Genomic DNA, 20,828 nt, shown 5'->3' on the forward strand with positions numbered 1-20,828 from the left:
CCCCCGCCGTCTTCACCGCCCTCGCGGTGCGCGCCTTCGTATCCCTGGAGGGATGATGCCTTTCGATTCCGCGGCCGAGGCGATCTCGGTCCTGCCCGTGCGCACGCCTGAAGAGCTGAAGCGCTTCATCGCCCTGCCCGCCCGCCTCAACGCCAAGGATCCCAACTGGATCACGCCGCTGTTCCTGGAGCGGACCGAGGCCCTGTCGCCCAAGACCAACCCGTTCTTCGCCCACGCCCAGGTGCAGCTGTTCCTGGCCATGCGCGGCGGTCGCGACGTCGGCCGGATCAGCGCCCAGATCGACGAGCTGACGCCGCAGAAGGTCCCCGGGCGCCTCGATGGCCACTTCGGCCTGATCGCCGCCGAGGACGACGCCGACGTCTTCGCCGCCCTGTTCGCGGCCGCCGAGTCCTGGCTGCGCGAACGCGGCCGCACCCACGTGATGGGTCCGTTCAACCTGTCGATCAACGAGGAGGTCGGCCTGCTGGTCGACGGCTTCGACACCCCGCCGATGGTGATGATGGGCCATGACCCGGCCTATGCCGGGGCCCGCGTCGAGCAGCAGGGCTACGCCAAGGCCAAGGACGTCTACGCCTATTACGCCCCCATGCAGGCCGACCTGCCGCCGGCCGTGCGCCGCCGCGCCGAGCGTCCGCCGGCCGACGGGGTGGTGCTGCGCCAGCTCGACATGAGCCGCTACGACGAGGAGGTCGCCACCCTGACCGACATCCTCAACGACGCCTGGAAGGACAACTGGGGCTTCACCCCCACCACCGAGGCCGAGACCGCCCAGCTGGCCAAGGCCCTCAAGGCCGTGATCGACAAACGCCTGACCTGGTTCGCCGAGATCGACGGCGAGGCCGCAGGCTTCCTGGTGTTCCTGCCCAACGTCAACGAGGCCATCCGCGACCTGAAGGGCAAGCTGCTGCCGTTCGGCTGGGCCAAGCTGCTGTGGCGGCTGAAGGTCAAGCGCGTGAAGTCGGCCCGCATCCCGCTGATGGGCGTGAAGCGCAAGTTCGCCGAGGGCATCCGCGGCCGCATGCTGCCGTTCCAGATGATGCACGCCGGCCGCACCTCGGCCCTGGCGCTGGGCTACGAGCGCTTCGAGATCTCGTGGGTGCTGGAAGAGAACATGCCCATGCGCCGCATCGCCGAGTCCCTCGGGTCGGAAATCTACAAGACCTATCGCGTCTACGAGAAGGCGCTGTGATCCAGCCATTCAAGGCCCTCGTCCTGGCCGGCTCGCGGCCGGGCGAGATCGACAGCGCCGCCGCCTATGCCGGCGTCTCGCACAAGGGACTGATCACGCTGGAGGGGCGCACCCTGCTGGACCGCGTGCTCGGCGCGGTGCAGGCGGCGGGCGCAGCGGCCGTGGGCGTCTCGACCTCCGACGACGCCATTGTCTCGGCCCTGCCGGCCGGCGTCGCCGCCATCGCCGCCTCGACCGAAGGTCCCAGCCAGAGCGTGCGCGAGGGCGCGGAGAGCCTGGGCTTTCCGCTGCTGATCACCACGGTCGACCACGCGCTGCTGAAGCCCGAGTGGATCACCCAGTTCCTGGCCGACGCCCCGCAGGACGCCGACGTCGCCCTGATGCTGGCCCCGGAGGAGCGCGTTCGCGCCGCCGCGCCTGACACGAAGCGAACCTATCTGAAGTTCCGCGACGGCCGCTTTTCCGGCTGCAACCTCTTCCTCTTCCGCTCCGAAGCCGCCCTGCCCGCCATCGCCCTGTGGCGCCGCGTAGAGCAGAACCGCAAGCAGCCCTGGAAGATCGCCGCCATGCTCGGTCCTGGCCTGCTGGTCCGCTACCTGCTGGGCCTGCTGACCCTGGACGAAGCCATAGCCCGCCTCGGCGCCCTGGCCGGCGTCAAGGCCGCCGCCGTCCGCGCCCAGGACGGCCTGGCGGCGGTGGACGTCGACAAGCCGGCGGACCTAGATCTGGTTCGAAGGATCGTCGGGGAGACGGTTTGACGGCGGGCCGTTCGGAACACCTGGGGCGAATCCACCAAGGGTACGAGTGTTTCGAAGCCTTCCCCGTAATCGCCTCCCTCGCCCCTGTGGCGAGGGCCCATGCCGGCGACCGCTCAGACCTCGACCGCTCTGCGAAAGTCTGAGCGGCTGAACGATGGATCCTGGGCACAAGGCCCAGGAAGGCGATCAGTAATTTCGGGAACGAGGGCAGAAGAAGGCGTCGAGCGCCTGTTCGGTCCGGACCTACAACCGCGCGACGCTCAACGCCTCGCGCTGGGCGAACACCCGCGTGACCTCGGCCATGTTCTCCTCGCCCCAGGCGCACAGCGGCGCCAGGGCCTGGGCCAGGCTGACGCCCAGCGGCGTGAGGCTGTAGTCCACCCGCGGCGGCACCTCCTTGTAGTCGGTGCGCTTCACCAGGCCGTCGGCCTCCAGCTCCTTGAGCTGCTGGATCAGCATCTTGTCGCTGACGTCGCGCACGGCGCGGCGCAGCTCGCCGTAGCGGGTCGGGCCGCCCTGGGCGAGGAAGTACAGGATCAGCGGCTTCCACTTGCCGGCGACCACCCGCAGCGTCGCATCGAGGCCGCAGGTGAAGCCGGGCAGCGTCGGGGTGCAGGTCTGGGCCTGCGGCGGGGCGGGGTTCGAAGGGTCTGACGACATTTCTTAGGCACTTACCAAAAGGTGCATACTTGTCGATAGGTGGGTAGGTCGCCAGCTCAGTGCAACCTCATTGAAGGAGCACATCATGAGCAGGCTCAAAGGCAAGACCGCGGTCATCACGGGCGGCGGAACCGGCATCGGACTCGGCGCCGCCAAGCGGTTCGTCGAGGAAGGCGCGTTCGTCTATCTCTTCGGGCGGCGACAGGAGCAGCTCCACGCCGCCGTGGCCCAGCTCGGGTCCTCCGCCCGCGCCGTCAGGGGCTCGGTCACCGACCTTTCCGATCTCGACCGGCTGTACGAGACGGTTAAGGCCGAACACGGCGGGCTCGACATCCTGTTCGCCAACGCCGGGACCGGATCGTTCGCCCCGCTCGGCGAGATCACGCCCGAGCACTACGACCAGATCTTCGACGTCAACGTGAAGGGGCTGGTGTTCACGGTGCAGAAGGCCCTGCCGCTGATGTCGCAGGGCGGATCGATCATCCTCACCGGGTCGAGCACGGGGGTGATGGGCACGCCGGCGTTCAGCATCTACAGCGCCACCAAGGCGGCCATCCGCAACCTGGCGCGCAGCTGGGCGCAGGACCTGCGCGGCACGGGCGTGCGCGTCAACGTGCTGTCGCCAGGACCGACCCGCACCGAACTGGCGCTCGAGATCGTCGGCGAGGAGGCCTTCGGCGCGCTGGGCGCCATGACGCCGATCGGACGCCTGGGCGATCCGTCCGAGACGGGCGCGGTGGCCGCCTTCCTGGCCTCGTCGGATAGCAGCTTCATGACCGGCGGCGAGGTCTTCGTCGACGGCGGCCTGACCCAGGTCTGACAAGGCGCGCCCCGAGGGCTTCGGCAGGACCGGAGCCCTCGACGTCCCACGGGTCGCCGCCTGCCGAACATCACCTTGAAAACCAAAGGTTTTCGGCAATTTCGCCCGAAGGAAGCCTTTCCATGGCGCAGCGGCGGGCCTATCTGGCGGGAAACCGTCCGCCCACGGCGCGACGGGGCCGATCCACAGTCTTGTAAGCTTGTCCGTGTTCCAGTCTCTCGTGCGCGCCGCCGCCATCGGCGGTCTTCTGCTGCTGTCCGCCTGCGCCAGCGTCCATATCCCCGCCACCCCGCAGACGGCCTTCGGCCGCAGCGAGACCAGCACCCTCTCCGAGGGCGTCACCTACTGGAGCGAGACGCGCGAGAACCCGCTGCGGCAGGTGTTCCACGTCGTGCGGCTGGACCTGGCCAATCCGAAGGTTCAGCTGTTCGTCTCGCCGCCCAATGACGGGGCCGGCCAGTATCACGCCCGCACCACCTCGGACTTCGTGACCGCCTCCGGCGCCCTCCTGGCCGTCAACGCCAGCTATTTCACGCCCTTCAAGCCGGGCGCGCGCGGCGGCGACGACTTCGTGCCCCACGCCGGCGAGCACGTCGATCCGGTCGGCAAGGTGATCGTCGCCGGCGCCGTCGTCGCCCCGCCGGAGGTTCCCGAGGTCGATCCGCGGGTCAACGCCATCCTCTGCATCCACCCGTCGTTCGTCGAGATCCGCTCGGGCCACACCTGCCGCTGGGACGTGATCGACGCGGTGGCCGCCGGGCCGGTGCTGCTGGTCGATGGCGCCGAGCAGTCGTTCAAGCACGCCGGACCGAAATACGCCGCCGACCGCCATCCGCGCACCGCCCTGGGCGTCTCGGCCGACGGCCGCACCGGCTGGCTGGTGGTGGTGGACGGCCGCCAGACCGTGATCAGCGAGGGCGCGACCCTGGCGGAACTGACCGCCTTCTTCCGCGACCTGGGGGCTGCCGACGCCATCAACCTCGACGGCGGCGGCTCGACCACCCTGGCCGTGGACGACGGCTTTGGCCGTCCGCGCGTGCTGAACTCGCCGATCCACACCGGCGTGCCGGGTCGCGAACGGCCGGTGGCCAACCAGCTGGGCGTGCGGGTGCTGGACGCGCGCTAGGTTCCGGCGCCCTAGACCCGCGGCGACAGGAAGCTGGCCGCGACGTTGCTGAGCGGACCCGGCCAGTCGCCGAACACGATCGAGCCCGACAGGGGATCGGTCGACACCGACGGGAAGCACAGGTTGAGCCTGAACTGCAGCAGTTCGTCGCTGGTGCTGCTGGCCATGATCGACAGCGGAAAGCCGATGGCCGGGGCGTTGTCGTAGATGAACAGCAGGCCGGTGAACGGCGAGATCACCGGCGCGGCCGGATTGGGGAACGACAGCGTCCCCGTCACCGGAAGCACCTCGCACCGCGCGGTGGATGCCGCCTCCGGCGCGGCGCAGGCGGCCGTCAGCAGGTCGGCCTTTTCCTCGGCGACGACCAGGGCCAGTTCGTAGTCGAAGCCCACCTGGCCGTCGGCCAGGATGTCGGGCTTGTAGACCGTCAGCTTGAGGGTGGTGGCGTCGGGCATGGCGCTTCCTCGATCCGTGGTCGCGCGACGATTTCGCGCAACCTATGATCGCATTGGCGCATGACACATTCTTTGGAGGAACAGCGATCACTATTCCCTAGGAGAGGATCTCGCGCCTGCCAAAAGACCAAGCGCCGCCTCGCCGTTTCAGGCCGGGGTCGCCTCAGCCGCGGCCCAGGCCTCGGCCAGCTCGCGGTTCTTCGGCAGGTCCTCGGGGAAGTCCATCTCGGCCCAGTCCAGGCCCTCGATCGAGCGCACGGCCACGGCGTCGTGGGCGCGGGCGATCTGGTCGATGGCCGACAGGTACCAGCGGCGCAGGCCCTCGGGCGTGCGCAGGGCGCGCTCGACGATGTCGGTGAACAGCGCCGCGCCCTCGGGCTCGAAGCGCAGGAAACCGATCGACTCGGCGTCGTAGGTGGTGATGGTCTTGCCGATCTCGCGCAGGGCCTCGCCCTCGGTGCGCACCTTCATGTCGTCGGCGTCGTAGCCGCCCTTGCGGTCGATGGTGACGGTGATCGGGGCAGACGGGGCCGACAGCAGGCGCTCGGCGATGGCCGGCTCGAACAGGGTGTCGCCGTTCAGCAGCAGGAACGCGCCCTGCATCTCGCCGCGCGCCATCCACACCGAGGCCAGGTTGTCGCTGACGCTGTAGAACGGGTTGAACAGGGTGCGCACGGTCAGGCCCGGCAGGCGCAGCTTGGCCAGCTCGGCCTCGACCAGGTCGGCGGCGAAGCCGGTGACCACCACCACCTCGGTGACGCCGGCGCGGTGCAGGTGGCGGATCTGCCATTCCAGGACCGAGCGGCCCGACAGCTCGACCAGGCACTTGGGCCGGGTGTCGGTCAGCGGCGACAGGCGCTTGCCCTGCCCGGCGCTGAGGATGATGGCTTTGACCGGCGACTGCATGCGGGAAACTCGAACGCGCCGCGCGAGGCGGCGAAGGCGGAACGAAAAGGGCGAGGAAGCGACTCGAAGCGAGCCTTACCAGCGCAAATTGGGCGCGACCATAGCCGCGGCAAGGCCCGACGTCCCGCAAAAGGCCGATTTGCGACAATGTGCGCCTGGGGGCGCGGCGCAGGTTCGGTGACCGAAGACCGAGCGGACAGTTTAAAATCCGCCCATCCCCGCGCAGGCGGGGACCCAAGCTGACGTTCAGGATGAGGCGCGGCCGTGGTCTCCCCGCCACCTTGGCTTGGATCCCCGCCTGCGCGGGGATGCTCGGAGGAGGTTAAGCCTCAGGCGATCTCAGGCTCCGTTACGCCTCGACCGTCGCCCCGACCTTCGCCGCCGCCGTCGGATGCAGCCGCTTTTCGATCGCTGCGTCGATGCTGGCGCGGAAATCCGTCATGCCGGCGTTGACCGGCTCGTAGACGGCGTAGTCGACCGAGCACGGATCGCCCCCCGGGAACGGCGGGTCGGGATGGTACTGGATCGACAGCTGCACCTTCTGGGTGGCCAGGGCGGCCTTGTCGGCCGCGTCCGGCCCGCCGGCCAGGTCGGTCACGATCGTCTGGACCATGAACAGCGACTCGTCGACCGTCGACGAGATGCCGCCGCCGGTGACGCGGTTGCGATCCTTCACCCAGCGCGGGCAGCCGTTGACCACGGTCACGTCGGGGAACAGCTTCAGGCAGTCGATGAAGGCCCAGTGGGTGGTCGCCTGATAGCCGTCCAGCAGGCCGGCGGAGGCTAGGATCAACCCGCCGGTGCAGACCGAAACCACATAGGTCGCCGTCTTGGCCCGCTCGACCAGGAAGGCCAGCAGGTCCTTGTCGCCGATCGTCTCCTGCAGGCCGTTGCCGCCGCCCGGCACGAACAGCATGTCGAGATGCGGGCACGAGCAGAAGTCGTACTCCGCCACCACCTTCAGCGGGCCGGAGGTCTGGATCGGCTGGGTGGTGGCGGCCACCACCGCCACCTTGCTCGTCCGACCGATCACCGAGGCGTCGAAGAAGCCGAACACCTCGTGCGGACCCGAAACGTCAAGGATGTCGACGCCCGGATAGAGCACGATGCCCACCGTGAACGGCGGCAGGTCGGGCTGCGGCGGGGCCGCCAGGCGCGCATCGCTCACTGGAACACCGCGATGAACGAGGCCACCACCCCGGCCGGCTCGCCGTTGTGCGGCTTGGCGCGCACCACCGTGCCCACCAGCGACGGCACCTGATCGACGCCGTCGGGCCAGGTGTAGCCCGGCCAGCAGTGGTAGTCGTACTCCCAGCCGGCGGTCGGCGTACCGTCGCGGCCATAGCCGTTGATCACCAGGGTCTCGGGGCCCGTCCCCTCGCGCAGGATGTGGCCCTTGAGGTCCAGCACGTAGCCGCCGCCCATGTCGAGCGTGCCGACGATCGAGCACCATTCCGGGCTCTCGAACGTGAACACGCCCTCGCCCCAGATCAGGCTGAGCGCGGTCTGGGCGTTGCCGTCGACCAGCTCGGGATTGTTCAGGTAGCTGCGATAGGTCCACTTGCCGTCGAACGTCATCGGGATCCTCCCCTGCTGAAGCGCTGCATCACTGGGTATGGCGTCACTGGGCGTGGACCACGATGTCCAGCACCTGCGGCGTGGCCGTGGTCGCGCCGCCGTCGGCGTGATGGGCGTGCGGCCCGGCGGCCGACAGCATCGGCTTGCCGGCCAGACGCACCAGACGAATGCTCAGCCCCGTCGGCGCGGCGGCGGCCACGCCCGGCCCCTTGGCCTTGGCCAGGTTGGCCAGCGGCTGCGACAGCGGCACCGTGAAGCTGACCGGCCGCGTCACCAGGTGACGGCCGAACATCGACAGGGTGGTGACGAAGCCCGGCGAGTCGACGCCCACCGCCTGGCCCTCGGGCGTGTTGATCACCACCGCCAGGTCGTTGGCGTGCTCGAACGGCGGCAGGTCCACGGTGATCGTGGCCAGCAGGTGCGTCCCGCCCGGCTTGGCCGCGTCGGCCAGCACCGCGGCCGGCAGGGTCACGTCGCCCGCCGCCAGGCTGCTCGGACCGGGGGCCTTCAGCTTGGCAGCGTACTTGGTCGCCGGCGCCGGCTTGCCGGCCTTCAGTTTGGTGGTTCCCGCCGGCGGCACGACGTTCTCGCCCGAGCCGGGCTGGTAGTCGTAGTCGAAGGAACCGATGGTCTCATAGGCGGCGGCCGTGGCCTTGGCCCCGGTCACCGGCTTGCCGTCGGCGTCGTGGAAGAACAGGAAGGGCTCGGCCCGCCACTTGGCCAGGTCGCCCTTGCCGTTGATATAGCTGGGATTGTCGTCCGGCAGGGTCGGATAGCCGTAGCCCTGCTGCTTGCGCGTCCAGACGTCCCAGATGCGGTCGATATTGGCGTGGTGCAGGAAGAACAGCGGGTCCACCGGCGACAGGTTCGACTGCATGAAGCCGTCGCCATAGGTCGTGTTGCCGTCCTTGTCGGTCCAGATGCCGCCGACGCAGTTGTGCACCTTGTTGTGCGGCTGGCCCTCCATCACCCCGAAGCCGGTGATGCTGCTGTGGAACTGCGACTTGGGGCTGGCGAAGCCGATGAAGTCGCGCGGCGACAGGGCGTTGTCGAGCATCCAGGGCGAGACCGCCCGGTTGGTGACGCCGTCGAAGCCCGGGTTCTGCGGCGTCGAGCCGCGGGCGTTGGGCGGCGCGAAGAACATCGGCCCGCCCTTGGGCCCGATGTCGAACAGCAGGTCGGCCGGGAAGCGCAGGCCGCGGATCAGCAGTTGCCCGTTCTGCGCCGGGGTCAGGTTGTTCCAGAACGTCTCCAGCACCGGCCCATAGGCCTTGTTGAAGGCGTCCAGGCTCTGGATGTAGGCGGCGTCGTTGGGATTGAGCACGCCCTCGAACATCTGCGCCGGCACCTTGGGGTCGGCGGTCCAGTCCCAGTAGGGGAAGGCGAAGTCGGGATCGCCGCTGATCTTGCGCACGGCCTGCTCGAACAGGCCGACATAGCCGCGGTGCCAGACCACGAACCACCAGTTGCCGTGCGGGCAGTCGACCGTGTGGGTCAGGGCGTGGTTGTACCAGTTGTTGGGATCATCGGGCGGCAGGGCCAGCATGATCTTGATGGCCTTGGCGTAGCTGGCCAGGGCCTTCTGGCCCTGCGGGCTGCTGACGTTCCAGCGCCGCCAGCGGGCCTTGGTCGGGGCGGCCGGCTGGGCCTGGCCCTGCCCGGCCACGAGCATGCCGAGCGCGGCCGCGGCGCCGCTCGCCATCAGGGCGCGGCGCGAGGGCGACAGGGACGAATAGGGACCGGCCGCGGGATCGTGGGTCATGGAAGGGCTCTCGGAATTTGATGGCGAACGGCGGCCTCCGGCGCGCTCATCGCGCCGGAGGCCGGAAGGCTCGAAAACTCAGTGGTGGCCGTGCGAGACGCCGCCGGCGCCGTCGGGCAGCACGATCTGGACGTTCTGCATCATGCCCTGGTCCTCGTGGTCGAGGATGTGGCAGTGCAGGACGTACTCGCCGATGTAGCGCTGGTAGCGGGTGCGCACGATCAGGGTGTAGGGCAGATAGGGTCCGTTCTCGACCTTCTGGGCGCTCTTGACCCACAGGGTGTCCTTCCAGACGCCCTTCAGGCCAGGATACTGCGGATCCACGCCGTCGAGGCCGAAGTCGTCGACCGCCCCGGGCTCGCTGACGTCCTTGCCGGTCGGATCCAGGATCTTGACGATCTGGAACGGGTTCACGTGGATGTGGAACGGGTGGCTGACGAACTCAGAGCGCAGCTCCCACTCCTGGGCCGTGCCCAGCACCAGGGTGCGGTCGATGCGGTCAGGCGCGTAGGGCCGCGGCGCATAGTCCTGCGAGCCGACCTCGAACTGCACCGGCATGTTGGTGTTCTGGCCGGGAATGGCGATGTTGAAGAGCACCTTCTCGGTCTTGGAGCCCTTGATCTCGGCGTCGGTGATCGTCGGGTGCGGCACGAAGCGGGTCAGCTTCAGCCCGTCCTTGAGGTCGGCCACGACGCTGGCGCGCACGTCGGTCGGCATCTGGACGCTGGCCGCGGCGACCAGCTCGGCGGTGACGAAGGCCGGAATGTCCTTGACCTCCTGGCCCGGGGCGACGGCGACCTTGCCCAGCAGGCGGGTGCCGACGGCCTCGCCATTGACCGTGCCGGCGGTCGAGGTCTGCGCGTCGAGCATGCAGTAGTTCCCCGCCTTGGGGAAAACCACCAGCAGGTCGTTGCGGTAGCCCGGCTGCAGGGTGACGACCGTGGTCTTGCGGGCCTGGGCGTCGGTCAGGCCGTCGTCGGCGACGATGTAGACCGGAACCGGCTCGCCGATGCAGTAGGTCTTCTGGAACTTGGGACCGTCGGCGGCGGCCAGGCGGTCAAGGGCCGCGGCCCCGCCGTCGGCCATCTTCACGAACTGCAGCGAGATGGTGTCGCGCACCCCGGCGTGGATCATCCGCCAGCGGGCCAGTTCGCCCTGCTTGGCCGGCAGGGTGGCCAGCACCTGGCCGTTGATGCTGGTGTAGCGGCCCGACTGCCCCCAGCTGCCCGGCCCGAAGCCGTTGCCGTTGGCGTCGCTGTAGAACTCGATGACGCCGGTGTCGCCCGGGTCGCAGACCCACTCGATCACATTGCCCTGGGCGTCGGTCTTGACCTTGATGTTGCCGCTGCTGTCGAGGCAGGCGTACTGGATCTGCTGGAACACCAGCAGCTTCTCGGGGATCGGCGAGCGTCCCTTGTAGAGCAGGGTGTCGAGGTCGCCGTTGGTGGTCGGGGTCGGCTTGCGGTCGCCCCTGATGACCAGCGCACCCGCCATGCCGCTGGAGACCTGCAGCGCCGTCGAGCCGTGGCGGTGGGTGTGGTACCAGAAGGTGCCGGCCGGATGGTCGCGCGGGATATTGTATTCGTACTCGAACTGCACCCCGGGATTGATCGACAGCAGCACGTTGTCGCTGTTGCCCGTCGGGCTGACCCACAGGCCGTGGCTGTGCAGGTTGGTGCCGTTGTAGCAGTGCGGCACGTTGATCAGCCAGTTGGGGTCGGTGCAGCTGGGATCGGCCGGCAGCTTGTTGTCCAGCGCCACGCGCACCGTGTCGCCCGGCCGCACCTGGATGGTCGGCGCCACATAGGGCGTGGTCGGCGAGACGTCGGTGCCGTTGTAGCTGCGCAGGTGGACCTTGTCGTTGCGCCCGTTGGCCGGATTGTAGAGCTGGCCGTCTGTGTAGACGACGTTGAGGTTCAGCCGCCGGTCGCCGGTCTCGGCCGTGCTGGCCGGGGCGATGACATAGCTCTTGTCCTTCGAGGCCGTACCGGTCAGGGCCAGCGGCTCGGGCGGCTTGGCCGCGCCCAGTTCTTTCGAGGGCAGCGGCGCGCCCAGCACCCGTGGATCATCCACGACCCGGTCCTGCGCCGCCGCGCTCGCGGCCTGCAACGCCACGACGGCTAACGCCGCCCCCGTCGCCAGAGCCAGACGTCGTCCACGCATAGTCCAGCGCCCGTGAGCATAGCTCATCGCAGCCTCCCCGATCCTTCAACCCCTGGGAGAACTGTACTCTTGCGCCGATAAACTTGAAGTCACAATTTTTGTGCGCTTTCGCACAGGTTTAGAGTCCTAGCGCCAGGCGTAGTTGAAGCTGACGCTGATCCTCTGTTCCTCGGCCTGGTTGGGCGTCACCTCGTGCCGCAGCCAGCTTTCCCACATCAGGATCGTGCCGGGCTCGGGCTGCACATAGACGAAGGGCTGCAAGGTCTCGGGCGCATCATCCTGGCGGGTCGGCGCGGCCATCATCATCGGCAGCCGCGGATCCTCGAACTTCAGCGCCGAGGCGCCGGCGGGAATGGTCACGTAGACCGTGCCGGAGATCACGCTGTGGGGATGGATGTGGCCGGTGTGCTGGCCGCCTGGATCCAGGATGTTGATCCAGAAGCTGTCCATCACCAGCTTGCCGCCGGCCAGGTCGAAGCGCAGGTCCTTGGCGAAGGCGGCGGCGTGCTTGTCGAGCTTCTTCTTGAGGTCGGCGAACAGGCTGTCGCGCTGGGCCAGGTCGTCGAGCGAGGCGTAGGAGGTGTAGCCCAGATAGCCCTTGCGCTCGGCCCAGGCCTGGCCGGCCTCGTCGTCCTCGGCCACGGCGATGCAGGCGTCGTGCAGCTCGTCGATGAAGGTCTCGAAGCCCTTCTCGCCGGCGAGGCTGGCTTCATAGAGCGGGGTGACGAAGAGGGAGCGGGTGGTCATGGGGCGGGGTCATACAGGCGGCCGGCGTTGACGACAAACGGCTATTGGAACATCATGGGAACATGGCCGACGGCGAAATCATCCTGACAATCGATGGCGAACGTGCTGAACGCCTGAGAGCGCGCGCCGAGGCCGCCGGCCAGAGCGTCGAGGATTTCGCCCTGCGCCTGCTTGAAGACGACGCCGCGATCTGGAACGAGGTCGATGCGATATGCGACGCGAGCCTCGCGAATGACGACGGCATTCCCCTCGAAGACCTCGAGCCGTGGATGCGCGGCTGGGGCAAATCGAACGGCCCTTCGCCGCCGAGATGAAGCCAGTCATCGTCACGCCACGCGCCTATGAAGACATACGGCGACTAGAGGCTTGGCTGATCGACAAGGATATCGCCGCCGCCGAGCGCGTAGGCCCGCTGCTCTTCAATGCAATGATGTCGCTTTCGGAATTTCCCGAACGCGGCGTCCAGGCGTTGCGAAGCCGCGGCCGCGAACTCTTCGTTCCCTTTGGCGCTCACGGCTATGTCGTTCGCTATCGGGTCGAAGCAACCAGAGTACTGATCGCGACCGTTCATCACAGCCTCGAACGTCGCTGAACCCGCCGGACTCGCCTATATCTGCCTCGTGACCGACACCACCACCGACACCGACGCCTCCCCTCGCCTTGCCGGCGCCGCCCTGATCAAGGACGAGGTGACGCGCCTGCCCGACGCGCCGGGCGTCTACCGCATGATCGGCGACGGCGGCGAGGTGCTGTACGTCGGCAAGGCCAAGAGCCTTAAGAAGCGCGTGGTGCAGTACGCCCAGGGCCGCTTCCACACCAACCGCATCGCCCACATGGTCGACGCCACGCGGGCCATGGAGTTCGTCACCACCCGCACCGAAGCCGACGCCCTGCTGCTCGAGATCAACCTGATCAAGCAGCTGAAGCCGCGCTTCAACGTGCTGCTGCGCGACGACAAGAGCTTCCCCGAGATCCTCATCCGTCGCGACCACGACGCCGCCCAGCTTCGCAAGCACCGCGGCGCCCATACCATCAAGGGCGACTATTTCGGGCCGTTCGCCAGCGCCTGGGCGGTGAACCGCACGCTCAACACCCTGCAGAAGGCCTTTCTGCTGCGCTCGTGCAGCGACAGCGTCTACGAGACGCGCGACAGACCCTGCATGCTGCACCAGATCAAGCGCTGCGCCGCCCCCTGCACGGGCCTGGTCAGCCTGGAGGGCTACGGCGCCCTGGTCGACCAGGCCGAGGCTTTCCTGAGAGGCAAGTCCCGGGCGGTGATGGCGACCATGGCCAAGGAGATGGAGGCCGCCGCCGAGGACCTGGAGTTCGAACGCGCCGCGAGGCTGCGCGACCGCATCCGCGCCCTGGCCGCCGTCGCCCAGGAAAGCCAGATCAATCCCGAGACCGTCGACGAGGCCGACGTCGTCGCCCTGCACGTCGAGGGCGGCCAGGCCTGCGTGCAGGTGTTCTTCTTCCGGGCCGGCCAGAACTGGGGCAACCACGCCTACTTCCCGCGGATCACCGGCGCGGCCACTCAGGAAGAAGGCGGAGACGAAGAGGAAGGCGCCACCGAGGAGCAGCGGATCATCACGGCCTTCCTGGGCCAGTTCTACGACGACAAGCCGATCCCGCGCCTGATCCTGGCCAACGTCCAGCCAGCCGAGGTCGCGCTGCTAAGCGAGGCCTTCGCCCTGAAGAGCGGCCGCAAGGTCGAGATCGCCGTGCCCAAGCGCGGCGAGAAGGCCGACCTGGTCGGCCACGCCCTGACCAACGCCAGGGAGGCCCTGGGCCGCCGGATGGCCGAGGGCAGCGCCCAGACCAAGCTGCTGGCCGGCGTCGCCGAGGCCTTCAAGCTGGACGCCCCGCCCGAGCGGATCGAGGTCTACGACAACAGCCACATCCAGGGCACCAACGCCGTCGGCGGCATGATCGTGGCCGGGCCGGAAGGCTTCATGAAGGGCCAGTACCGCAAGTTCAACATCAAGAGCACCGAGCTCACGCCCGGCGACGACTACGGCATGATGAAGGAGGTGCTGAAGCGCCGCTTCGCCCGCCTCGTGAAGGAAGAGGAAGAAGGCGACGACGCCAACCGTCCCGATCTTGTGCTGGTCGACGGCGGCCAGGGCCAGCTCGACGCAGCGCTGGAGATCATGGCCGACCTGGGCGTCGACGACATCCCGGTGGTCGGCGTCGCCAAGGGGCCGGACCGTGACGCGGGGCTGGAGCGCTTCTTCATTCCCGGCCAGACGCCGTTCATGCTCGAGCCCAAGTCGCCGGTTCTGTACTACCTGCAGCGCCTGCGCGACGAGGCGCACCGCTTCGCCATCGGGGCCCACCGCACCCGCCGCAGCATGGACCTGAAGAAGAACCCGCTCGACGAGATCGAGGGGGTCGGTCCCGGCCGCAAGAAGGCCCTGCTGCACGCCTTCGGTTCGGCCAAGGGCGTCGGCCGGGCCAGCGTCGAGGACCTGGTGAAGGTCGACGGCGTCAGCCAGGCCCTGGCCGAACGCATCCACGCCTTCTTCCGCAAGAGCTGATCCCCTCTCCCCGGATCGCCGCCCAAAACGACCCTGCCCAAAACGACCCTGGGCGGCGATTGACAACGCCGTTCGCCGAACGCAACCTCCGGCCGCTCTGGACATGTCTGCAACCTGACATGCGGCGTGCGCCGGGCGCGCCGCCCGGAGCCGCCTGGGGAAAACATCGCCATGACCATTCTGCCGTTCCTGCGGGGCCGAGGCCTCGCGCGCCCGCTCGCCGACGCCTGCGCCGACACCGCCGCGCCCGTGCCGGTCCCGCGCTCGAAGTCGGTGATCCACCTGCCCGCCGACCACTACCTGCACCGCGACGCGCCGACCGAGTGGTGGTGGCACATCGGCACGCTGAAGGCCGGCGACCGGGTGTTCGGCTTCGAGATCAACGCCGCCTCGTTCCCGGGCCGCGCGCCGGCCTTCGGCTTCTCGCAGATCATGCTGACCGACGTGCAGAACCAGAAGCACTACCAGGCCACCACGGTCTACAACACGCCCGCCGGCTATGACCCGGCGACCTGGGCCGAGCACGACGTCGCCCGCGACTGGCACGTGGGCCTGGGCAAGGCCGGCAGCCTGTTCACCGCCGTCAAGGTGACCAATCCCGGCTCAGGCTACGATCCGGCCCACACGGTCGTGACGGTGTCGGGCGGCGGCGGCTCGCAGGCCGTGGCCTATCCGGTGATCGTCGGCGGCATGATCGCCTCGATCCAGGTCGCCAACCTCGGCCGCGGCTACACCTCGCTTCCCGATATCACCATCACCGATCCCAGCGGCGCCGGCTCGGGCGCCACGGCCAAGGCCGTGCACACCTTCATCACCATGGACGCGGCCTGGGGCGATCCGACCCAGAACATGGCCGTGGTCACCAAGCTGACCGACGACGCCACCGGAACCGAGGTGGTGTTCGACCTGACCATGTCGCAGAAAGGCAATCCCTTCCTGGTCTGGGGCACGGGCGTCAGCCAGGTCCTGCCGCCCGACTGGGGCTCGCACCTGCAGACCGGCAACTACTACTACTCGCTAACCAACGTCGCGGCCGCCGGCACGATCACCATCGACGGCGAGGTCTTCGAGGTCACGGGCAAGACCTGGATGGACCACGAGTACGGCTTCTTCGGCTCGGCGGCCAACCCGGTGAAGTGGCACCTGCAGAACGCCCAGCTCGACAACGGCTGGTCGCTGTCCAACCACTACGTGCTCTACGGCCCCAACAAGCCGCCCAAGCCGGGCGAACCCGTGCCCTGCGAGGTGACCCTGCAGGACCCGGAAGGCCAGATGTACCTGGTGTCGGGCGTCATGATCGCCGACCGTCCGTGGATCAGCCCGCACTCGAAGACCCAATACTATCTAGACTACCAGCTCGACATCGCCAGCTTCGACGCGGTGCTGAACTTCAAGGCCCTGGTTCCAGACCAGGAGTTCCCGCTCCTGCCCGCCGGTTCGATCTACGAAGGGATCGCCTCCGCCGAGGGGACCTTCCAGGGCAAGCCGACCTCCGGGACGGGCTGGATCGAACAGGCGCTCTGAACCTTCACCGGGGATGACGAACCCATGGCTGCAAGCTTAGCTTGCAGCCATGTCCCTGGCCGAATCCACCGCTTCCCCGCCGCATCGCTCCCGCTGGACGCACCAGAGCAATCACGACTGGACGGGCACGGGTCCCGGCGGCGAGACCCTGGGCTTTTGCGGCGCGCGCTCGGGCCTGTTCGACGGCCAGAGCAACAGCATGCGGCTCTCCAACACCCTGTCGGCCTATCGCCGGGGGCTGCGCCACAGCAGGCTGTTCGCCGAGAGCGGTTACGACCGCCTGGCCAAGCGGATCGGCTACGCCGCCGAACACCAGACCGGCGATCCCGACTTCGACGCCCGGGTCTATCTGGGAACCGACGACCCGGGCCTGGCCGACATTCTCCGCGCCCAGCCGGCCTTGCGCGCCGCCGTCATCGCCCTGCTCGACGCCGGGGCCAAGACCATCGCCATCGGCAGGAGCGGCGTCGAGGCGACCATGACCGGCGGCCTGCGCCCGGACGACCCCGACGGCGAGCACGACCTGGTCGCCGCCGGAGACGCGATCAGCGCCGTCGCCTCGCTGTGGCCCGAGCGTCCCGCTCCGGGGCCGAGCGCCGGCGCGGTCTTCCAGGCCATCGCCCTGGGCTGGGCCGCCCTGGTGCTGGCGGCCGTTCCGATCGCCGCCTGGAAGAACGAAGTCGCCGCCGCCCGCCAGATCGAGACCTATGCCCAGATCGACTGGCTGGGCATTGGCGTCTGGCTGGGCGTCGCCTTCGTTCCCTTCCTGCTGGCCGGCCTGCGCCGACCGGCCGCCCACCGCACGCTGCTGACCCTAGGCCTCGTCGCCCTGGTGCTGACCCCGTTCAGCACCGACCTGCTGCAACTGCGCGCCAACCGCTGGCTGACGCGGTCGGAAGCGGACGTCCCCGCCGCCCTGACCGAGCTGCGCTACGACCACGACGACCCAAACCCCACGGACTACGAGGCGACCGTCACCGTCGCCGATCGTCCGTCCGACTGGGTCCTGACCAAGCGGGAGGGCGACCTGGCCCGCCAGGGCAGCCTGTGCGTCGCCGGCGTCGTCGCCACCGGCCTGCGCGACCTGCGCTACGTCAAGCGGGTGCGCACCTGGGAATGCCCCGGCCAGGGCCCGCTCGAGGAGCCCTACGTTCCCGAGCCCTAAAGGGAGAACGTTCGACGTTTGAGACGAAAACCTCGTGCTTCGACAGGCTCAGCATGAGGTTTTTCTACCGCTCGAGCCTGTAAATGGTCCTCATCCTGAGCTTGTCGAAGGACGAGGACCACGCACCGCGCGTGAACATCGCCCGACCTAGAAGTCGTTCTTCCAGCGCTGCATCGCGGCCAGGGGCAGCCAGGCCTCGAACGCCAGGCCCTCGGGGCGGAAGTCGAAGCGCGAGCGGCCCTTCAGTTCGCGCTGGGTCAGGTTCTCGATCAGCCGCGCGCCGAAGCCGAAGGTGGCCGGCTCGCTGACCGTCGGCCCGCCGGTCTCGGTCCAGGTCAGGCGCAACTGCCGCGCCGCCTCGTCCAGGCTCCAGCGCAGGGCCACACGGCCCTCCGGCGCCGACAGCCCGCCATACTTGGCGCTGTTGGTGGCCAGTTCGTGCAGCACCATCGACAGCGACACGGCCACGTGCGGGCTCAGCGCCACGCTCGGCCCCTCGGCGTCGATGCGGTCGCCGTGGACCCGCACGCAGATCGCCACCACGTCGGTCAGGTCGGCCTCGGTCCAGCCGGTGCGGGTGAGCAGGTCGTGGGCGGCCGAGAACGCCACCAGGCGCTCGGTGAAGATCCGCACCTGCTCGGCGTCGAGCTTGGCGAAGGTCTGGCGGGCCAGCGACTGCACCGTGGCCAGGTTGTTCTTCACCCGGTGGTTCAGCTCGTTGATCATCACCGCCTGGCGGGCCTCGCGCGCCTCCAGTTCGTGGGAAGCCGCGACCAGGGCCTCGCGCACGGCGGCGATCTCGGCCAGGCCGTCGCCCCGTCCCGGTCCCAGCGGCCGCCCCTCCCCGATCGTCGCGGCGTCCTCGACCAGGTCGGCGACCTCGCGATTGATGCGGTTGGCGAAGAACAGCGCCAGGCCGATGCCCAGCAGCAGAAGCAGCGGGAACACCGCCGCCGTCCCCAGCGCCACCGAGACGCCGCTGCGGGCCATCTCGTCGCGCGGAATGGCCACCACCAGGGTCCAGCCCGTCCGCGGCGAGCGGGTGTAGGCCACGTGGGTCTTCACCTTCTCCAGCGAGACGCTCTTGCTGATGCCCTCGCTGGCCCGGGCCAGGTTGCGGGCCATGTCGGGCGAGGCCGTCGCCCCCATCCAGCGCTCGTTGCGCACCGAGCGGGCGATCACCTTGCGTTGGTTATCGAGGATCGTCGCCACCCAGCGATCGGGGGCGCGCTGCTGGCGGAACACCGAGGTGAAGCTGGAGGCCTCGACCACATAGGCCACGACGAAGGGCTCGCCCTTGATGTCCACCGGCGCGCCCACCGTCACCACGTAGCGCTTGGCCAGCGCCCCCATGCGCAGGTCCGAAACGACGGTGCGGCCCTCGTCGCGGGCGCGGACCATGTAGTCGGGCGGCGGGGTCCTGGGCAGGGACGCGCCCCATGGGACCAGCGTGTTGACCATCTGCTGGCCGTCGGGCCGGGTGACCACGATCCAGCCGGGCCGGTTGGCGGTCGTGCGCTTGGCGCGGGCGTGAAAGCTCTTCCAGTCGGCGTTCAGCAGGGCCTGGTCGGTGGCCAGGGTCTCGGCCACGGCCACGCCCTCGGCCACCTGGCGGTCGACCGCCCCCGACAGCGCCCGGGCCGTCGCCATCAGCTGCTCGTCCAGCTGGTCGCGGCTCTGGCTGTTGGCGCGCTCCAGCAGCAGGGCCGTGGCGACCAGGGCCGGCGCCAGCAGGCTGACGGTCAGCAGCACCAGCAGCCCGCGGACCGAGCCGCGCAGCCCGCGCCGCCGGGACGCGGGCGTATCGGAGGGAGCGGAGGCCATGGGAGGGTTTACGCGGCGACTGACCGAAGGTTGCCGGGCGCCTTATGGATCAACCCGCCCGTCACCGCCATGATCGTCTCCCGCCCAGTCCCGGATGACGCGACCTTACGCGATGCGTCGGCCCTGTCATCCGGTAAGCGACCGGCGTTATTCGGCGGGGCGCGGCTTCAGCAGGACGAGGGCGACGAAACTGATCCCCGCGGCGACCGCCAGATAGATCCCCACTGGAACCAGACCGCCCTTCGCGGCCAGGGCCGTGGCGGCCATCGGCGTCAGGCCGCCGCCGATGATGCCGCCGACGTTGAAGGCCATCGAGGCCCCGGTGTAGCGCACCCGGGCCGGGAACAGCTCGGGCAGCCATGAGCCCAGCGGGCCGTAGACGAAGCCCATGGCGAACAGGGCCAGCGACAGGAAGGCGCAGATCAGGGCCAGCGAGCCGGCCCCCATCATCACCGGCAGCAGCGCCCCGGCGGCCACGGTCATGGCGCAGCCGGCCATCAGCACCCGGCGCGACGACGAGGCGTCCGACCAGTAACCCGAGACGACGATGCCCCCGGCCATGAACAGGATGGCGAACAGCTGCACGCCCAGGAACAGCTGGCGGTCGTAACCCAGAGTCTTGGCCCCGTAACCCAGCGCGAAGGCGGTGCTCAGGTAGAACAGGGCGAAGCAGCAGACCACGGCGAAGGTGCCGCCCAGGGTCTCTTTCCAATGGCGCTTGAGCAGTTCGGCCAGCGGCACGGCCGGCGGCGGCTCGTGGGCCAGGGCGGCGGCGAAGGCCGGGGTCTCGGTCAGTTTCAGACGCACCCACAGGCCCAGGCCCACCAGCACGGCGCTGGCCAGGAACGGCAGCCGCCACCCCCAGGCCTCGAACTGCTCGGGGCTGAGCAGCAGGCCCAGGATCAGGAAGAGGCCGTTGGCGGCGATGAAGCCGACCGGGGCGCCCAGCTGCGGGAACATGCCGAAGCGGGCTTTCCAGCCGGGAGGCGCGTTCTCGACCGCCAGCAGCGCGGCTCCGCCCCACTCGCCGCCCAGGCCGAAGCCCTGGCCGAAGCGCAGCAGGCACAGCAGGGCCGGCGCCAGCCAGCCGGCCATCTGGTAGGTCGGCAGGAAGGCGATCAGCAGGGTCGAGCCGCCCATCAGCATCAGCGACGCCACCAGGGTCGACTTGCGGCCGATGCGGTCGCCGAAGTGGCCGAAGGCGATCGCCCCGACCGGCCGGGCGAAGAACGCCACCGCCAGGCTGGCGTAGGAGGCCAAGAGCTGCATCGACGGCGAATGCGACGGGAAGAACAGCGGCCCGAACACCAGCGAGGCGGCCGTGGCGTAGATGTAGAAGTCGTAGAACTCCACCGCCGTGCCCACCAGGCTGGCCAGCAGCACGCGGCGGGAGGAATTGGCGGTCGGGTCGGCGCTGGCGGTCATGGCGTCCTCGGGAACTTGACCACGGCTTGGCTTCCGAAGACCGCCACGTCAACCACGCAGCGGATAAAAATCACCCATCGCTCTGGAGAATTACCCCGATATCGATGCGTTTTCTTCGCGCGATCGCTCGTTCAAGAAGAGACTTGCCCCGCCGCGCGAACGGCGGGG

Annotated in this window: 19 protein-coding genes; 9 read left to right on the forward strand and 10 right to left on the reverse strand. The window is 69.0% G+C overall.

All coding sequences use genetic code 11. The annotated features are described in order from the left end of the window. The first annotated feature begins 55 nt into the window (after positions 1-55). Both bcerS and DMC18_RS11560 read left to right on the forward strand, forming a co-directional pair. A complete protein-coding gene (gene bcerS, locus DMC18_RS11555; protein WP_110118132.1) occupies positions 56-1,210 on the forward strand; it encodes a ceramide synthase in 1,155 nt (384 codons plus the stop codon). Continuing rightward, positions 1,207-1,968 carry an NTP transferase domain-containing protein gene (locus DMC18_RS11560; protein ID WP_233245149.1) on the forward strand — a complete coding sequence of 254 codons (762 nt, stop codon included), beginning with the start codon at positions 1,207-1,209 and terminating at the stop codon, positions 1,966-1,968. Before bcerS ends, DMC18_RS11560 begins: the two co-directional genes overlap by 4 nt. Before the next feature lie 243 nt (positions 1,969-2,211). Here DMC18_RS11560 and DMC18_RS11565 read toward each other — a convergent pair whose 3' ends face one another. Next, a complete protein-coding gene (locus tag DMC18_RS11565; protein ID WP_199228312.1) occupies positions 2,212-2,628 on the reverse strand; it encodes a helix-turn-helix domain-containing protein in 417 nt (138 codons plus the stop codon). Between the two features lie 85 nt (positions 2,629-2,713). Here DMC18_RS11565 and DMC18_RS11570 point away from each other — a divergent pair, with 85 nt between their 5' ends. Beyond that, entirely contained in the window at positions 2,714-3,448 is a 735-nt protein-coding gene (locus tag DMC18_RS11570; protein ID WP_199228313.1) for an SDR family NAD(P)-dependent oxidoreductase, read from the forward strand. A gap of 205 nt (positions 3,449-3,653) precedes the next feature. Then, entirely contained in the window at positions 3,654-4,574 is a 921-nt protein-coding gene (locus DMC18_RS11575) for a phosphodiester glycosidase family protein (RefSeq protein ID WP_158285901.1), read from the forward strand. An 11-nt stretch (positions 4,575-4,585) separates the two neighbouring features. Here the strand turns inward: DMC18_RS11575 and DMC18_RS11580 are convergent, their stop codons facing one another. From DMC18_RS11580 to DMC18_RS11610, 7 genes are all read right to left on the reverse strand, one after another. Then, positions 4,586-5,029 (reverse strand): hypothetical protein, encoded by a 444-nt coding sequence (locus DMC18_RS11580; RefSeq protein ID WP_110118136.1) that lies wholly within the window; start codon positions 5,027-5,029, stop codon positions 4,586-4,588. A gap of 147 nt (positions 5,030-5,176) precedes the next feature. After that, on the reverse strand, positions 5,177-5,935 hold the full coding sequence (locus DMC18_RS11585; protein WP_110118137.1) for an NTP transferase domain-containing protein: 759 nt from the start codon (positions 5,933-5,935) through the stop codon (positions 5,177-5,179). Between the two features lie 349 nt (positions 5,936-6,284). Further along, the gene (locus DMC18_RS11590; protein ID WP_110118138.1) at positions 6,285-7,103 is read right to left on the reverse strand and encodes a DJ-1/PfpI family protein; all 819 of its coding nucleotides are present in this window, start codon (positions 7,101-7,103) and stop codon (positions 6,285-6,287) included. After that, positions 7,100-7,513, reverse strand: coding sequence for a hypothetical protein (locus tag DMC18_RS11595; protein ID WP_110118139.1), 414 nt, complete (start codon positions 7,511-7,513; stop codon positions 7,100-7,102). Before DMC18_RS11595 ends, DMC18_RS11590 begins: the two co-directional genes overlap by 4 nt. A gap of 43 nt (positions 7,514-7,556) precedes the next feature. Next, positions 7,557-9,275, reverse strand: coding sequence for a tyrosinase family protein (locus DMC18_RS11600; protein WP_110118140.1), 1,719 nt, complete (start codon positions 9,273-9,275; stop codon positions 7,557-7,559). Positions 9,276-9,353: 78 nt separating this feature from the next. Beyond that, entirely contained in the window at positions 9,354-11,438 is a 2,085-nt protein-coding gene (locus DMC18_RS11605) for a multicopper oxidase family protein (protein WP_110118142.1), read from the reverse strand. A gap of 126 nt (positions 11,439-11,564) precedes the next feature. Beyond that, positions 11,565-12,185, reverse strand: a complete 621-nt coding sequence (locus tag DMC18_RS11610) for a TIGR02466 family protein (protein WP_110118143.1) — start codon at positions 12,183-12,185, stop codon at positions 11,565-11,567. A gap of 62 nt (positions 12,186-12,247) precedes the next feature. Here DMC18_RS11610 and DMC18_RS11615 point away from each other — a divergent pair, with 62 nt between their 5' ends. The 5 genes from DMC18_RS11615 (at position 12,248) to DMC18_RS11635 (ending at position 17,411) form a co-directional block, all read left to right on the forward strand. Further along, on the forward strand, positions 12,248-12,499 hold the full coding sequence (locus DMC18_RS11615; RefSeq protein ID WP_110118144.1) for a hypothetical protein: 252 nt from the start codon (positions 12,248-12,250) through the stop codon (positions 12,497-12,499). Beyond that, the gene (locus DMC18_RS11620; RefSeq protein WP_146218052.1) at positions 12,451-12,777 is read left to right on the forward strand and encodes a type II toxin-antitoxin system RelE/ParE family toxin; all 327 of its coding nucleotides are present in this window, start codon (positions 12,451-12,453) and stop codon (positions 12,775-12,777) included. Before DMC18_RS11615 ends, DMC18_RS11620 begins: the two co-directional genes overlap by 49 nt. Before the next feature lie 19 nt (positions 12,778-12,796). Further along, positions 12,797-14,722, forward strand: coding sequence for an excinuclease ABC subunit UvrC (gene uvrC / locus DMC18_RS11625; RefSeq protein ID WP_233245150.1), 1,926 nt, complete (start codon positions 12,797-12,799; stop codon positions 14,720-14,722). A gap of 171 nt (positions 14,723-14,893) precedes the next feature. After that, entirely contained in the window at positions 14,894-16,246 is a 1,353-nt protein-coding gene (locus tag DMC18_RS11630; protein WP_110118147.1) for a lipocalin-like domain-containing protein, read from the forward strand. 49 nt (positions 16,247-16,295) lie between these two features. Then, the gene (locus tag DMC18_RS11635) at positions 16,296-17,411 is read left to right on the forward strand and encodes a hypothetical protein (RefSeq protein WP_110118148.1); all 1,116 of its coding nucleotides are present in this window, start codon (positions 16,296-16,298) and stop codon (positions 17,409-17,411) included. 147 nt (positions 17,412-17,558) lie between these two features. On the opposite strand, the gene DMC18_RS11640 is transcribed toward DMC18_RS11635, so the two are convergent. Together DMC18_RS11640 and DMC18_RS11645 are read right to left on the reverse strand one after the other, a co-directional pair. Further along, positions 17,559-19,235: a sensor histidine kinase gene (locus DMC18_RS11640; protein WP_110132947.1), complete on the reverse strand. Its 1,677-nt coding sequence runs from the start codon at positions 19,233-19,235 to the stop codon at positions 17,559-17,561. Positions 19,236-19,382: 147 nt separating this feature from the next. Beyond that, positions 19,383-20,660 carry an MFS transporter gene (locus DMC18_RS11645; protein WP_110118150.1) on the reverse strand — a complete coding sequence of 426 codons (1,278 nt, stop codon included), beginning with the start codon at positions 20,658-20,660 and terminating at the stop codon, positions 19,383-19,385. Between the last annotated feature and the right edge of the window lie 168 nt (positions 20,661-20,828).

Origin of the sequence: Caulobacter sp. D5, assembly GCF_003185805.1 — a bacterium.
Lineage (GTDB): Bacteria > Pseudomonadota > Alphaproteobacteria > Caulobacterales > Caulobacteraceae > Caulobacter.